General features: G+C 53.4%; 13 protein-coding genes. 5 read left to right on the top strand and 8 right to left on the bottom strand.

The annotated features are described in order from the left end of the window. Positions 1 to 339 precede the first annotated feature (339 nt). From FLP30_RS11530 to rfbC, 4 genes are all read left to right on the top strand, one after another. Positions 340 to 1,710 carry an NAD-dependent succinate-semialdehyde dehydrogenase gene (locus FLP30_RS11530; RefSeq protein ID WP_149279926.1) on the top strand — a complete coding sequence of 457 codons (1,371 nt, stop codon included), beginning with the start codon at positions 340 to 342 and terminating at the stop codon, positions 1,708 to 1,710. Between the two features lie 238 nt (positions 1,711 to 1,948). Further along, entirely contained in the window at positions 1,949 to 2,830 is an 882-nt protein-coding gene (locus FLP30_RS11525) for an NUDIX hydrolase (RefSeq protein WP_149280370.1), read from the top strand. Positions 2,831 to 2,981: 151 nt separating this feature from the next. Further along, complete coding sequence (rfbA, locus tag FLP30_RS11520; RefSeq protein ID WP_149280369.1) at positions 2,982 to 3,854, top strand: glucose-1-phosphate thymidylyltransferase RfbA; 873 nt, start codon at positions 2,982 to 2,984, stop codon at positions 3,852 to 3,854. Positions 3,855 to 3,903: 49 nt separating this feature from the next. Further along, on the top strand, positions 3,904 to 4,467 hold the full coding sequence (gene rfbC, locus FLP30_RS11515; protein ID WP_149279925.1) for a dTDP-4-dehydrorhamnose 3,5-epimerase: 564 nt from the start codon (positions 3,904 to 3,906) through the stop codon (positions 4,465 to 4,467). 46 nt (positions 4,468 to 4,513) lie between these two features. On the opposite strand, the gene nadC is transcribed toward rfbC, so the two are convergent. From nadC to FLP30_RS11495, 4 genes are all read right to left on the bottom strand, one after another. Further along, positions 4,514 to 5,377 carry a carboxylating nicotinate-nucleotide diphosphorylase gene (gene nadC, locus FLP30_RS11510; RefSeq protein ID WP_149279924.1) on the bottom strand — a complete coding sequence of 288 codons (864 nt, stop codon included), beginning with the start codon at positions 5,375 to 5,377 and terminating at the stop codon, positions 4,514 to 4,516. A gap of 24 nt (positions 5,378 to 5,401) precedes the next feature. Next, the gene (locus tag FLP30_RS11505) at positions 5,402 to 6,862 is read right to left on the bottom strand and encodes an L-aspartate oxidase (protein WP_149279923.1); all 1,461 of its coding nucleotides are present in this window, start codon (positions 6,860 to 6,862) and stop codon (positions 5,402 to 5,404) included. A gap of 8 nt (positions 6,863 to 6,870) precedes the next feature. Then, complete coding sequence (nadA, locus tag FLP30_RS11500) at positions 6,871 to 7,854, bottom strand: quinolinate synthase NadA (RefSeq protein ID WP_149279922.1); 984 nt, start codon at positions 7,852 to 7,854, stop codon at positions 6,871 to 6,873. Between the two features lie 201 nt (positions 7,855 to 8,055). After that, complete coding sequence (locus FLP30_RS11495; RefSeq protein WP_149279921.1) at positions 8,056 to 8,682, bottom strand: MarC family protein; 627 nt, start codon at positions 8,680 to 8,682, stop codon at positions 8,056 to 8,058. Between the two features lie 248 nt (positions 8,683 to 8,930). Here FLP30_RS11495 and cbiB point away from each other — a divergent pair, with 248 nt between their 5' ends. Continuing rightward, complete coding sequence (cbiB, locus tag FLP30_RS11490; RefSeq protein WP_338028477.1) at positions 8,931 to 9,896, top strand: adenosylcobinamide-phosphate synthase CbiB; 966 nt, start codon at positions 8,931 to 8,933, stop codon at positions 9,894 to 9,896. Here cbiB and cobD read toward each other — a convergent pair. Genes cobD through FLP30_RS11470 form a run of 4 tightly spaced genes read right to left on the bottom strand, consistent with a single transcriptional unit; the run spans position 9,825 to position 14,347 of the window. Continuing rightward, a complete protein-coding gene (gene cobD, locus FLP30_RS11485) occupies positions 9,825 to 10,928 on the bottom strand; it encodes a threonine-phosphate decarboxylase CobD (protein ID WP_149280368.1) in 1,104 nt (367 codons plus the stop codon). The two genes, cbiB and cobD, sit on opposite strands and share 72 nt — an antisense overlap. 11 nt (positions 10,929 to 10,939) lie before the next feature. After that, entirely contained in the window at positions 10,940 to 12,415 is a 1,476-nt protein-coding gene (locus FLP30_RS11480; RefSeq protein ID WP_246856521.1) for a cobyric acid synthase, read from the bottom strand. Continuing rightward, positions 12,415 to 13,026, bottom strand: a complete 612-nt coding sequence (gene cobO, locus FLP30_RS11475) for a cob(I)yrinic acid a,c-diamide adenosyltransferase (RefSeq protein ID WP_149279919.1) — start codon at positions 13,024 to 13,026, stop codon at positions 12,415 to 12,417. Before cobO ends, FLP30_RS11480 begins: the two co-directional genes overlap by 1 nt. Beyond that, on the bottom strand, positions 13,016 to 14,347 hold the full coding sequence (locus FLP30_RS11470) for a cobyrinate a,c-diamide synthase (RefSeq protein ID WP_210419283.1): 1,332 nt from the start codon (positions 14,345 to 14,347) through the stop codon (positions 13,016 to 13,018). Before FLP30_RS11470 ends, cobO begins: the two co-directional genes overlap by 11 nt. Positions 14,348 to 14,536: the final 189 nt, after the last annotated feature.

Here is a 14,536-nt window from a genome sequence, read left to right as displayed (position 1 = left end):
TTTATAGAACCCATATTGTAATTGACGATTAAATTGAGACTCTTTTCAGTTTTGAAACAATATTTAAATGCGGAAGGTGAAGGTGATTTCTTTTTATTTTGGCTTCGAAAATCACCAGAAATGCTTTAGTATTATTTAAAATATTTATTAAAACATTCATGAATGAGTGTTTTTCATGTTGATCTTAGGATTCACACTTTTTCGTGATCATCGAATACATGGGGTCGCATCGCCTCTGGGTATCGCCTAGGCTGTGACAGACAGCAGCTTTCATCCGGCAGACATTCTCCCATTCAGGGGGATTGCAAGCCGGGCGAGCACCATAGGAGATCGGTATCGATGAGCATGTATCGCACAATCAATCCGGCGACCGGGAAAACTGAAAAGACATTTGACCTCCACATGGATGGAGAGATGTTTGGCAAGCTGGAAACAGCCCATACGTTCTGGAAAAATGACTGGAGCAAACGCTCTATTGCCGAGCGGCGGAAGCTGGTCCTCAAGGCTGCGGAGATTCTCCGTAGGGATAAGGAAAAGCATGCTCGCCTGATTTCCGTGGAAATGGGTAAGGTGCTGTCAGAAGCTCTGGGCGAGATTGAACTCTCTGCTGATATTCTTGCCTATTATGCCGAAAAAGCCGAGACATTCCTCGCCCCCAAGGAATTGCCCGTGGCGTCGGGTCGGGCAACAGTGCTTAGTCAGTCTCTGGGCGTGATCTACTGTGTGGAACCATGGAACTTCCCATACTATCAGTTGGCGCGTGTTGCTGGCCCCAATCTGATGTCGGGCAACGTGGTGCTGGTCAAGCATGCTCCTGGCGTGCCGCAGTGTGCCGTTGCGTTTGAAGCTTTGTTCCGCGAGGCAGGGCTGCCTGAAGGTGCCTACACCAACCTGTTCCTGACGAATGAGCAGTCCGAAAAGCTGATCAGCCGGCCTGAAGTCCGTGGTGTTGCTCTGACTGGGAGCGAGCGGGCGGGTAGCGCCGTTGCCTCGCAGGCTGGCCGTGCCCTGAAAAAGAGCACCATGGAGCTTGGTGGCTCCGATGCATTTATCGTGCTTGACGATGCTGACCTCGACGCCGTTATCCCGCATGCTGTTGCGGGCCGTATGAGCAACAATGGTCAGGTGTGTACGGCTGCAAAGCGCATGATCGTTCATCATTCTCTGGCGGATGAATTTACCGACAGGCTGGCTTCTGCACTGTCCGAGTTCCGATATGGTGACCCGTTGGAACAGGGTGTGACGCATGGCCCGATGAGCAGCGAAGATGCCATGAAACGGGCGTTGGAGCAGGTTGAGCGTGCTGTTGCCAATGGTGCTAAATTGGTCACCGGGGGTAAGCAGATTGCGCGGGATGGTTTCTTCCTTCAGGCCGCAGTTCTGACAGGGGTAACCAAAGACAACCCTATTTTCTATGAAGAAATTTTTGGCCCGGTTGCCATTATTTACTCCGTAAAAAATGAGGATGAAGCTGTCGATCTGGCCAATGACTCTCCCTACGGGCTTGGTGGCTCTATCCATACAACCAATGTTGCCCGCGGTCGGGATGTAGCAGCCCGCATTGAAACAGGCATGGTCTTTATTAACGATGTTACGGGGACAGCCCCGGACCTTCCATTCGGTGGGGTAAAGAATTCAGGCTACGGGCGTGAGTTGTCTGAATTCGGGATTGAAGAGTTCCTGAACCATAAGCTGATTCACTCCCCCTGATCAGTAGGGAGCAACACGTTTTGCCGCGTGTGGATGGCCAGAGTCTTTGACTCTGGCCATTGTCGTTTTTTGTTTGGTGGGGGCACTCCTGCAATCTGTGCCCGTGGCTCGCTCTTTTCTGCCATAATGCCATGCTGTTGTGACAGGCAACGCGTTGCTGTTACAAGGTGATGTCGGCTGCAACTTATGGTTTACAATGCTCATGGCACACCCCTCTGTTCATGCTTTGTCAGAACCAATGGCAAAGCCAGATCTGTGTGAGGCAGAACTGGTGGCAGTGCTGGTCGGCATGGGTCTTGGTGTGCCGACTGTTTTAACGCTTTGTAATGGCGAAATATTTCCAGCGGGCCCACTGACTATGGAACACAGCTCGCTCCAGAAAGGCATGCGTGGTTGGGTGGAGCGCCAGACAGGTATGGCACTAGGGCATACCGAGCAGCTTTATACGTTTGCGTCTGCGGCCGATGGCAAAACGCCTCGGCAGGTTCGTATTTCCTACCTTGCGTTTATTCGTCAGAATTATGAGGCAGAAGAAACAGCAACTTCTTTATATGAGTATTTCCCGTGGGAGGATCGCAGGCATCCAGCCTGCCATAATTTGCTGCTGGAAATAAAAGAACAGTTAAAATCATGGGCAGGCGCTAAGAGTAGCCACTGGCAACGGTGCTGTCGTATTTTTGGTTTTGACGGTGCCGTTTGGAATGACGAACTCGCACTCAGCCGTTACGAGCTGTTGTGGGAGGCCGGTTTGGTGCCTGAAGCCAGCGGCCACAGGGCAAGCCTCATTCCGGGTAAAACCATGCGGCATGATTACCGCCGTGTACTGGCGACGGCGCTGTCGCGGATCCGGGCAAAAATTCGCTACACACCGGTCGTATTCGATCTGTTGCCGCCTTCTTTTCCTTTGTTACAATTGCAGAATACCATGGAGGCTTTGGCAGGTCGGTTAATGCATAAGCAAAATTTCCGTCGGCTCGTGCAGCAGCAGGGGCTGGTGGCAGAAACTGCCCATTACATCGCATATGGTAAAGGGCGGCCAGCCCGTTTGTATTCTTTCCAATCGGAAACAGCGCCAAGCTGTTTTCTGGCAGGAGCAATGCTCCCCCTACCCTCTTTATGAGAGTAGACTATTTATTTTTTATTACTTCTTTTGTTTTTATACCACGTCTTTCCAATGCTCTGTTTGCCTCTAGGTTACAAAGCACAAAAGCGGGTGTAAAAGCCTTGGAACAGTGATGAACGAAGGCATTAAAATGACTGAGAGTGCGCGGATGAAAGGTATCATTCTGGCAGGGGGATCTGGAACCAGGCTGCACCCCATGACTCTGGCAACATCCAAGCAGTTGCTGCCGGTTTATGACAAGCCAATGATCTATTATCCTCTGGCGACCCTGATGCTGGCTGGCATACAGGATATCATGATTATTACGACCCCGCATGACATGCCGCAATTCCAGCGGCTTCTGGGAACGGGGGAGCAGTTTGGTGTTCGGTTTGAATACCGTATCCAGCCTTCGCCAGATGGTCTGGCACAAGCCTTTCTGATCGCGGAAGACTGGATTGATGGGGCATCCTGCGCCTTGGCGCTGGGCGATAATCTGATTTTTGCCGATCATCTGGGTGAGCTTCTGCGGCAGGCCTACGGTCGGGCCAAAGGGGCGACGGTTTTTGCCTATCAGGTTCGTGACCCGGAACGTTATGGCGTTGTCTCTTTTGATGAGCAAGGTCAGGCTTTGATGGTGGAAGAAAAGCCGAAGGTGCCCAAATCCAACTGGGCTGTGACTGGGCTGTATTTCTATGACAATCGGGTCGTAGATTTTGCCAAAAAAGTTAAGCCCAGTGCGCGCGGCGAGTTGGAAATTACCGACCTGAACCGCATGTATTTGGAAGAAGGCACCCTGCAGGTTGAACGCCTTGGCCGTGGTTGCGCCTGGCTGGATGCCGGGGTGCCTGACAGCTTGATGCAGGCTGGCAATTTTGTGCAGACCATTCAGTCCCGTCAAGGCATGTTGGTTGGCTCACCTGCAGAAGTGGCTTTTCGTAATAAATACATCAATGCAGATCAGCTGCGTGAGCACGCTAATAAAATGGGCAAAACAGAACTGGGCCGCCTGCTTCTGGAACTGGCGGACAGCGGTTACTGACTGCTGTCCCCTTTTGCCCAGCTTCTTATAACAGGAAAGATCATCGTTGATGCACGCTGAACGACTTGCCATTCCAGATGTGATTCTTGTCACTCCAGCCCGTTTTGAAGACAGTCGCGGTTTTTTCTCAGAGACTTACAATCAGGACCAGCTGTCAAAAGTTGGTATTACGCTACCTTTCGTACAGGACAATCAAAGCCTGTCACGCCAGAAAGGCGTGGTCCGAGGGCTGCATTGTCAGTTGGCTCCTTATGAGCAAGGTAAGCTTGTCCGTGTGACACGTGGTGCTATCTGGGATGTGGCGGTGGATGCCCGTACAGGGTCGCCGACATATGGGCAGTGGGTTGCGGCAGAACTGTCTGCAGAAAACTGGTCTCAGCTATGGATCCCGCCAGGCTTCCTGCACGGTTTTGTCACGCTGGAAGAGAATACGGAGGTGCAGTACAAGTGCACATCCCTTTACAGCAAGCCATCTGAACGTGCGGTGATCTGGAACTGCCCGGAACTCAACATCACATGGCCAATTTCAGAAGCTGATGCTGTTCTGTCTGATAAAGATAAAATTGCCAGCCATTTCTCGAAGGCCGACATCTCGTTTTCTTACAACGGGTAACATGATGAAAAGAGGATGGGTTTGTACTCATCCTCTTTTCGTTTTTTTAGGCAATTTCAACATCAAGGCCAATATCAAGCGCTTTGACGCTATGTGTTAGCCACCCCATGGATAAAACATCAACGCCTGTTTCGGCAATTTCTTGTGCAGTATCAGGGGTTATGCCGCCGGAAGCCTCGACAACGGCTCGGCCTGAAACCATGGCCACAGCTTGTCGTAATTCTGGGATAGACATATTGTCTAACAAATAGGTATTGGCCACACTGCAGGAGAGAGCTTCTTCCAGTTGTGCTAAAGTATCAACTTCAAGTTCTATACAAACAAGATGGCCTGCATAGGCACGGGCTTTTTGCAAAGCCTCTGTAATACTGCCGTTGCACAGGGCGAGATGGTTGTCTTTGATCAGAATGGCATCATCCAGCCTGTATCTATGGTTATGGCCACCACCAGCTTTGACGGCATATTTTTGGAAAGCTCTGAGGCCTGGAAGCGTTTTGCGTGTGCAGCAGACGCGGGCTTTTGTATGGGAGACCTTGTCAACAATCTGTCGGGTGACAGATGCAATTCCACTTAAGTGCGATAAAATGTTTAAAGCTGTACGTTCCCCACCCAACACGACGGCAGCTTTGCCTTCCACGTAGGCAAGAGTATCACCCGCGCAGACGATAGTGCCATCTGTTGTGGAATATGAGACCGTGGTGTTTGGGTCCAGCAGAGTGAATGCAAGCCGCATGCCCTCCAACCCAGCGACGACACCATCCTGACGGGCCCTAAAGGCAGCACGCATCGTGCAGTCAGGGCTGGCAAGGGCCTGTGTTGTCAGGTCACCTCCAATTCCCAGATCTTCCAATAGGGCATTGCGGATAGTGTTTTCCCACATGATGGACGGCAAAAACGGCTGTGCAGGCATCGTGAACACTCCACTCTGGTCGTATTAGATGGCAAGATCATTGATGGTGAAAAAATGGCGGCTGGTTGTGTCGGCTGGTCGTGGAAAATCCGTTCGCCAATGGCTGCCACGACTTTCACGACGTTGCAGCGCTGCCCAGGCCATACTGGCGGCGATCAGGGCACGATTGCTGGTTTTTAAAAACGGGAGGGTCGCGTTTAAGATGTTCTCCAGTTTCTCTGAGCTCCGCAAAATGCCAAGGTTTTCAGTCAGATGACTGAAATCAAGATCGTCTTCCCTTTTACCTTGATGTGTCGGAGGCTGGCTGAGGGGGTATTGTTGTTTTTCAATGCTGGAAAGATCGCGGGCAACATTGCGACCCATGATAAAGGCTTCAAGCAGGGAATTGCTGGCTAGTCTGTTGGCACCATGCATGCCGGTACAGGCGGCCTCCCCGCATGCCCACAGGCCGGGAATACTACTACGCCCTGAGAGATCAACATGGATACCCCCCATGAGATAATGCATGCCAGGACGTACTGGAATGAGGTCTGTGTCGGGATCAATGTTGAATGTCTTGCAGGAATTAAAAATTGTAGGAAATATTTGGCTAAACCGACCTGTGTGTAGCCTGCGTGCATCGAGAAAAACTTTTTGGCCACACAGTATTTTCTGAGCAACAGCACGGCTGACACAATCACGGGGCTGTAGTTCATCAACAAAGCGTTGGCCGCTCTCATCGACCAATATGGCCCCTGCCCCTCTGACCGCTTCGCTTACCAGCAAGCCTCGACCATCGGGAGCACGGCAATCAATTACTGTTGGATGGAACTGTGTGAACTCCATATCAGCTAGGAGCGCCCCAGCCCTTGCAGCGACAGCAATACCAGAGCCATCACATTGGCTTGGAGACGTGGCACCCTGAAAGAGTGCCCCTGCCCCGCCGGTGGCGATAACACAGCATGTGGTGGGAATATAACCAGCAGAGGTCCAGACGCCGCTTACCTGTCCGTCATGCAGCACCACGTCAGACAACTGTGTTTGGTTTAAGACCGTAATTCTGTCCGTTTCATGCACACGCTGGACGAGTGTTTTTATAATTGCGGCACCCGTTGCGTCCCCTCCTGCGTAAACAATTCTTGCAACGGAATGGGCAGCCTCATGATGCAATAGAAAACGACCGTGTTTTTGGGCGAAGGGGACTCCCCATTGGCGCAATGTTTCTACACAATGCGCTCCTTCGGCAGTGATAGCCTGCACCACACTGGGGTCACATAGTCCTGCCCCTGCAGCTAATGTATCCTGACTATGGCATTCAGGACTATCATCGGCTCCCACACTGGCAGCAATCCCCCCTTGTGCCAGCCCAGAGGCTGTTTGCTTTCCCAATGGTGCGGGGGAGAGCACAACGCATGATGTCTTCAACTGGAGTGCAACAGCCAGACCGGCAAGGCCTGCGCCAGCAATAACTGGTTGTCCAGCTAAATGAGAAAGAATGTGGGGCATGGCGTTATTCAGATAGCCAGCATCCGCTCGACCGACTGCCGCGCTTTTTGCTGCAAATTGGCTGGGATGGTGACGGCCGTTTGTCCGGTTTCAAGCGCGCTACGGATATTGGCAAGTGTAATGCGCTTCATATGGGGGCAAAGGTTGCACGGCCGCACGAACTCGGTTTGCGGGTAGAGGACAGACAGGTTGTCACTCATGGAACACTCTGTCACGAGCAGCACTTTTTCGGGTCTGGCTGCATCAATATAATCAATCATATGGGCTGTAGAGCCTGAAAAATCAGCGGCTTCTACCACCTCGGGCGGGCATTCGGGGTGGGTGATCACCGTCACTCCCGGGTGGATGCGCCGATACTGCCGTATTTCCTGCGGGGTAAAGCGCTCATGGACCTCGCAATGGGCGGGCCATGTGATCATTTCCACTCCGGTTTCTTGCTCGATATTACGTGCCAGAAACTCATCCGGGATCATGATGACACGAGGTACCCCCAGGCTTTGCACAACCTTGCGGGCATTGCCTGAAGTGCAGCAAATGTCAGTTACCGCTTTGACTGCTGCGGAACTGTTCACATAGGTCACAACCGGCACACCCGGATTATCCCGTTTCAGAGCCAGAATGTTCTCAACCGTTATGCCCTCCGCTAAGGAGCACCCAGCGAGTGGGTCGGGAATAAGCACGGTTTTGTCGGGATTAAGCAGTTTAACTGTTTCTGCCATGAAGTGGACACCCGCCATGACAATAATGTCAGCATCCACGCCTTGCGCGGCACGGGCCAGAGCAAGACTGTCGCCCTTGACATCAGCAACACCGTGAAAAATTTCGGGCGTCTGGTAATTATGGGCCAGAATGATGGCATTCCGCTCTTTCTTGAGGCGTAGAATAGCCTCTACATCCGCAGCGTATGACTGCTCCCAGATATCACGCCGCATGATGTGAGAGAGAGGCTGATAAAGCGTATCTCTGTCGGGTGCTGTTGCCAGAGTTGTCATGGGCGAACCTCATTGGGTCATATATGTACTCGATCTGAGTATATATAGCGGATCGCATTCAATGCAATGTCCGTTTGACCTGCATTCCAAAACGTGACGGTCTTCAGTCAGCTGTATGCTGTGCAATAGCCCCATAAAAAAGGGGAGAGAAATCTCTCCCCTCCGACTGGTAGCGTGTATGTAGAGTTGGCCGTAGAGCCATTAATGCAGGGCAAAAACGGCTTTAATGCCCGATGTGACCATACCCACAGAAATTGCCAGAAGGATCATGCCCATCAGCCGTGTGGTGATGACGCGCATGGTATCGCTCAGCACTTTGCCAAATTCTGACGCAAAAAACAGCACTCCGAACAGGAGGAGTAAAATTGCACCAACAATTCCCGCAACAGCCAGCTTTTCGCTCTGCTGGGTATGGCTGGTATAGATGATCAGTGTTGCAATGGTGCCTGGTCCGACAACCAGCGGAAATGTCATGGGGTAGAATGCCAGCCCAGACAGCGCCTGTACTTGGTCCTGTTCCTGCGTACTGCCTTGGTGGGAGGCAATTTCCTTACCACTCAGCATGGACCATGCAATATGGGCTAGTACAATCCCGCCTGCGATGCGGAACTGGTCAATCGTAATGCCAAAAAATGAGATGATCTGCGTCCCCGCAAGTAGAATGGCGGCACACATGATGGCGGAAAAGAACGTTATCTTGGTGGCAAGCTTTCTTTGTTCCGATACGCTAAAGCCCGTTGTCATGGCCAGAAACACCGGCAAGCTTAGGAACGGGTTCATAATCGCCAGAAATGTTCCAATCGCTTTGACAAACTCTGTCTGGTCCAAAGTGTAGTCCCTTATTTGTAAAATGCTATGCAGGCCATGGCGTGCTGAATGCAACGAACCATAGACGTACTAGCTGGGCGAGTGAAATTTCAGATGGGCTGCCCCTTGCTGCGTTCTGGTATGTCCATGACACATAAGCACAGCACATCATGGTGAGCCTGAATAATCTGTTCTTGTGGTGCCTGTTTTGCTCCGGCCCTTACAAGGCAGGTTTAAAGTGATATGCGTTGTGTATGCTGGCTTTTCCTTTGACAACATTGATCGCGGCTGTGGTGGAGGGTGTTTTTGGGTACCCTGAACGCGCTTATCGTCTTATCAAGCATCCCGTTGTCTGGCAGGGCAACTTCATTACAGCGTTGGACCGAGGCCTTAACAGGCAGACGGCATCACGTTCGGTAAGAGTAGCCAGTGGTGGCGTTGCGACTGTGGCCTTAAGTGTGGTTCCAAGCGTATGCGCTATGCTTGTGGCCCGTCTGTGTCGTAGCAATCCGGTGATATGTGGCGTTTTGGCCAGTTCCTGCGTGGCACAACGGTCCTTGTATGAACACGTAGAGGCCGTGGCTTTGGCGCTCGAAAGTGACGGGCTGGAAGCCGGTCGCTACGCTGTGTCGATGATCGTCGGGCGTGATCCAAGCGCTTTGGATGAGGCTGCTATCTGCCGTGCGGCGATTGAAAGCCTGGCCGAAAATTTTTCTGATGGTGTTGTCGCCCCCTTGGTTTGGTGCTTTGCCTTTGGCTTGCCGGGGGGTGTTTTTTACAAGGCCATCAATACAGCCGATAGCATGATCGGCCACAGAAACACCCGCTACGAGGCCTTTGGGAAATGTGCGGCGCGGGTGGATGATCTCATTAACATTCCTGCATCACGCCTTGCAGCCCTCTGGTTGGTTCTGGCTGCGTGGTGTGGCGGGCTGGATTGGCGGGAGGCATTACGCACAGTCTGGAAGGATGCATCCCATCATCGCTCTCCTAACGCAGGGTGGCCGGAGGGGGCTTTGGCGGGAGCGCTTGGCCTCTCCATCGGTGGTCCACGAGTGTATGATGGCGAGTTGAATGCGGTGCATTGGGTGGGGCGTGGCCGCCGAGACCTGACATCTGCTGACATTCGTGCCGCGTTGCAGCTTTATCGGCGGGCGTGTTTTTTACAAGGCGCTGTGTTGGGTGGTCTCTCTCTGGCAAGTTTCATCCAGAAGCAAAAAAGGCATGTTCGCTGAACAGTCTGTGGTTTTGTCCACCGCCGCCCAGGAGAACAGAGCATGTTCGAGCCGGGTCCAGTCATCGACATGGGCAGGCAGGCCAAAGCGGATGTCGGTTGGTTGGTCGTGGAAAATCCGGGTGATAATGCCGTGCTGGCAGAGCCAGTGCCATAAAGCAGGTGCTTGTGCTGTGCGGACCAGAACAAACAGCTTGGTTTGTCCGACAACAGGGAGGTCTGCCTTCTGCAAGATATGCAAAAGTTGTCGTATGTCTTGTTCCAGCCTGTCAGATTGTTGCTTCAGCCATAGTGGGTCAGACAGTGCGGCGCGCCCGGCATGGATGGCAGGAATACTGACAGGCCAATCTCCCAGCATGTGAGACATACGCTCGACAAGAGGAGCGGAGGCTAGGAAGAACCCAAGTCGTATTCCTGGCAGGCCATAACTTTTGCCAAACGACCGTAAAATGCAGAGCCCCGGATGTGGCAGTGCGGATGCCAAGCTGAGAGATGGCTCAAAATCTACATAGGCTTCATCAATAACCAGATATCCGCCATGATTGGCACAGCGGTCAGCCAGAGGACGCAGAACATCGGGAGAGTAGTGGCGGCCGTCCGGGTTGTTGGGATTGCAAACAATCATGACATGACCGGGGCGAGGTGCCAGAGCCATCATGCTTTCCATGTCCGAGACGACTTGCAGGCTTACCCCTGCATGTTGCCATGCAGTGGCATGCCCATTGTAGGTTGGGCCGAGAATGGTCGCATGGTCACCCTTGAGGACGTAGGGCAGCAGCGAGATTAAAAGCTGTGTTCCCGCCCCTGCGGCGAGTAGTGCGGTGGAGGTAAGCCCGTAAGCTCTTGCCGCATCAGCTAGCAGAGCCTGTTCCTCAGCCTGTTCTGGCAGGCGCGTTAGAATAGAGGGGTCTGGCAGGCTAAAGGGATAAGGATAGGGGCTGATGCCGGTGGATAAATCTACAAAGGGTTCTGGTGCGCCGGAGAAATTTCGCATGATGGCCTGAACCTGCCCACCATGGGTTGGCAACTGCATCTGGGGGGTATTCATAAGGATACAGGGCGCGCCAGTTTGAGTAGCGCTGGGATATCAATATGGTGTTCCAAATGGTCTGCCCAGGTGTTCAGGGCGGTTTCCACGATGTTTTCATGGTTCTGATAACGGGGCGCTTGCATACCCAAACGGGCAAGCAAGGCCTGACGTATGGCACCGCTGGCCATGATCCCGTGAAGATATGTCCCCCATATCTGCCCATCGGGGGAACAGGCTCCCTCCGGCTGCTGGTCGATAAAAGCAAAAGGCCGGGCCTGATCGTTCCCGGTTGTGCGGCCCATATGCATCTCATACCCGTGCACAGCCACTTGTTCCGGTTCCAGCCTGCCCTTTACCGCAAGCAGGCGCTTACCATGCGTCAATTCGGTCGTGACATCCAAAAGGCCAAGGCCGGGAGAGTGACCTACAACTCCCTCAATACCTTCAGGGTCACTGATGGTATGTCCGAGCATCTGGTACCCACCGCAGATACCCAGCACTCGCCCTCCACGTCTCACATGAGTTTTGATATCCACATCCCAGCCTTGTTGGCGGAGGAAGTCCAGGTCAGAGCAGGTGCTTTTTGACCCGGGTAGAATAATCAGATCACACACAGGGAGTGCCTGCCCGGGCTCTACAAAAAGCACGTCCACGTCTGGCGTATTGAACAACGGGTCCAGGTCATCAAAATTGGCGATCATGGGCATATGGGGTACGGCAATTTTGATGTGCCCAGAGTGTGCAGAGTGATGATGAGCACACAGGTCCTGAGCATCCTCAGCCGGCAGGCTTTGCAGAATGCCGAGGTTGGGAACAAGCCCTAAAGGTGCCCAGCCTGTGTGTTCTGCGATAAGACTCATGCCGGATGAGAACAAAGAGGGATCACCCCTCATACGATTGACGATAAAGCCCCGGATACGGCGGGCATCGGCGTCTGCCAACACAGCCTGTGTTCCCACCAGACTGGCGATAACTCCACCGCGGTCAATATCGCCAATCAGCACAACATCAACGTCGGCGGCCTGGGCAAAGCCCATATTGGCAATATCGTGGTCCCGTAGATTAACTTCTGAGGCCGAGCCCGCTCCTTCGACCAGAACAATATCGGCACCCTGCGCTAGGGATTGGAATGAATCAAGAACATGCGGCATTAAGTCCCGTTTGATGTGCTGATAATCCCTGGCTTTAAAGGTTCCCCTCAAATGACCACGCACCACAAGCTGTGCGCCAATATCACTTTGTGGCTTCAACAAAATCGGGTTCATGTCCACGGTTGGGGCAATGCCACAGGCTTGGGCCTGTAGCGCCTGAGCCCGCCCGATTTCCCCTCCGTCAGCGGTAACAGCAGCGTTGTTGGACATATTCTGGGGTTTGAAGGGGTGCACACGTAGGCCCCGGCGGGTCAGGACCCTCGCCAGTCCCGCGACCAGTACGGATTTACCAACACTCGAACCCGTCCCTTGGAACATGAGGGCACGCGGCGAAGGCATTAGAACTCAATCCCTTCCTGTGCTTTGACCCCGTTTTTAAAATGGTGTGTTACCAGCGTCATTTCTGTGACCAGGTCAGCCGCAGTAATGAGGTCAGCCGGAGCGTTACGGCCTGTTATAACGACATGTTGCCTCTGTGGCCGCCCTTCCAGATCAGCCAGCACAGTGGACAGGGGCAGATAGTCATAGCGCAGGGCTATGTTCAATTCATCCAGTACCACCAAGTCTACATCTGTCCGGCGCAGGGCCTCACGGGCGATGTCCCACGCATGGGCACAGGCGGCAATATCCCGTGCTTTGTCCTGTGTTTCCCATGTAAACCCCTCCCCGGCAGTATGCCATTCCAGAAGGTCATCAAACCGTGTCAGGGCCGTGCGCTCCCCTGTAGACCAGGCACCTTTGATAAACTGCACAACTACGACGCGCCGGTTGCGCCCCAGCATGCGCAATGCCAGCCCGAATGCAGCGGTTGATTTGCCTTTGCCAGCCCCTGTGTGCACCATCAGGAGGCCTTTTTCGATTGTTTTCGAGGCGACTTCCTGGTCCTGTACAGCCTTGCGGCGCTGCATTTTTTCTTTGTGCCTGTCGGCATCGTGGCTGTCAGATGTCATTAGAATGTTCCTGTTGCGCCATGACATGAAAATAGGACCCGGACACCCGGCCCCTCTGCCCTCCGGCTGGACCAAGGCTGTTGCCGGCCCCATCAAACAGATCCACCAGAGGGGCATCCTGCCCAGGTTCTATGACTTGTGCGTAATGGAATTCATGCCCACGCAGGCGGGTACCTACTTCCCCCAGAATACAGGGGCTACGGACTATGGTCTCTCTATAACCCAGAGTCATTTTACGCTTGGCAAAGCTTGTTACGTGGTTGAGAAGGCCTGCCATGGCATGGATTTTTCCTTGGGAATCCTCCAGCGCGCGCCCAAGAACCATAAAGCCCCCACATTCTCCATGGACCGGGCTGTGATGCGCGAACTGTGACAACTGATCCTGAAAGGTCGATGCTGCTGATAGAGTGCCCGCATATAGCTCCGGGTATCCTCCGGGTAACCAACAGGCATCGCAGGATTGGTCTGGTCCTTCATCTGCTAAGGGAGAGAAAGGAACCAGCTCAGCACCGGCATCCCGCCAGCCCTGCCCAAGATGGCCGTAGAAGAAAGAAAAAGCCGCATCATCCGCAACCGCAATTCTTTGTCCTGGTGGCGGCAAAGCAAAATGCTGTTGCTGAGTATGGGGGGGTAGAGGTGCCGCAGTTGCGTATAGATCGTCCAGATTGAGGGCGGCTTGAGTACGGGTGGCGAGGTGACCCAGTAAGGCAGCAAGGTCATGGTGTTCGCGTGCTTGAACAAGCCCTAGGTGCCGCTCTGGCAGGACAAGTGTTGGGTCGCGCATAAACGCGCCCAGCACTTTAAGGCCGGCTGAAGTGACCGCACTTTCGGCCATAGCCAAGTGACGGGCAGAGGCAACCTGGTTGAGAATAACCCCAGCAACCTTCAGGCCGGGGCGGAACGTGGCAAAACCATGGGCGACCGCACCGGCTGACTGGCCCTGCCCGGAAACGTCGAGCACAAGCACAACCGGAATACCAAACTGTTCAGCAATATCAGCAGGTGCGCCACGGGCTTTGTCTGGTGCCATCAAACCGTCAAACAGCCCCATTGCGGATTCAATAATAACAAAGTCTGTTTCGTGCGCGCTGTGATCCAGCAGAGAGTTCAGCAACGGCTGCGGCATAGCCCAGCTATCGAGATTGAAGCTACTGCGGCCTGTGGCGGCTTCATGGAACGCCGGGTCGATGTAGTCGGGGCCAGTTTTTGCGCCTCTGACCCGCACTCTCATAGCTTTAAAGGCGGCGAGGAGGCCGAGGGTAACTGTTGTTTTGCCTCCGCCAGAACGTGGGGCGGCAATCATGATGGCGCGTGCTGTCATGGAAAGGAGTTTCCTGCTCTACTGAACAGTCGCGCTTTGGAAGATAAACGCTGTTGGCAGCCGATGAACCAAGCGAGTGCGGAAAAAACGTGAGTTTTTACCTGCCTGCTCACACCTGAAATGTTCGGCATGTTTTTGCGCCTTATGCAAAAACAGGGTGCGAGAGGGAGAGGCCTCCGACGGAGGGGC

It is taken from the genome of Acetobacter vaccinii (genome assembly GCF_008365315.1).
In the GTDB taxonomy this organism is placed as follows: Bacteria; Pseudomonadota; Alphaproteobacteria; order Acetobacterales; family Acetobacteraceae; genus Acetobacter; species Acetobacter vaccinii.
This window is presented reverse-complemented; position numbering and strand designations above follow the sequence as displayed.

What these genes read in the sequence shown, in the direction of transcription:
- cobO (WP_149279919.1), bottom strand. Translation starts at nt 13,026, where the DNA reads ATGACATCTGACAGCCACGATGCCGACAGGCACAAAGAAAAAATGCAG.
- rfbC (WP_149279925.1), top strand. Translation starts at nt 3,904, where the DNA reads ATGCACGCTGAACGACTTGCCATTCCAGATGTGATTCTTGTCACTCCA.
- rfbA (WP_149280369.1), top strand. Translation starts at nt 2,982, where the DNA reads ATGAAAGGTATCATTCTGGCAGGGGGATCTGGAACCAGGCTGCACCCC.
- cobD (WP_149280368.1), bottom strand. Translation starts at nt 10,928, where the DNA reads ATGCAGTTGCCAACCCATGGTGGGCAGGTTCAGGCCATCATGCGAAAT.
- FLP30_RS11530 (WP_149279926.1), top strand. Translation starts at nt 340, where the DNA reads ATGAGCATGTATCGCACAATCAATCCGGCGACCGGGAAAACTGAAAAG.
- nadA (WP_149279922.1), bottom strand. Translation starts at nt 7,854, where the DNA reads ATGACAACTCTGGCAACAGCACCCGACAGAGATACGCTTTATCAGCCT.
- FLP30_RS11505 (WP_149279923.1), bottom strand. Translation starts at nt 6,862, where the DNA reads ATGCCCCACATTCTTTCTCATTTAGCTGGACAACCAGTTATTGCTGGC.
- nadC (WP_149279924.1), bottom strand. Translation starts at nt 5,377, where the DNA reads ATGCCTGCACAGCCGTTTTTGCCGTCCATCATGTGGGAAAACACTATC.
- FLP30_RS11470 (WP_210419283.1), bottom strand. Translation starts at nt 14,347, where the DNA reads ATGACAGCACGCGCCATCATGATTGCCGCCCCACGTTCTGGCGGAGGC.
- FLP30_RS11525 (WP_149280370.1), top strand. Translation starts at nt 1,949, where the DNA reads ATGGCAAAGCCAGATCTGTGTGAGGCAGAACTGGTGGCAGTGCTGGTC.
- FLP30_RS11480 (WP_246856521.1), bottom strand. Translation starts at nt 12,415, where the DNA reads ATGCCTTCGCCGCGTGCCCTCATGTTCCAAGGGACGGGTTCGAGTGTT.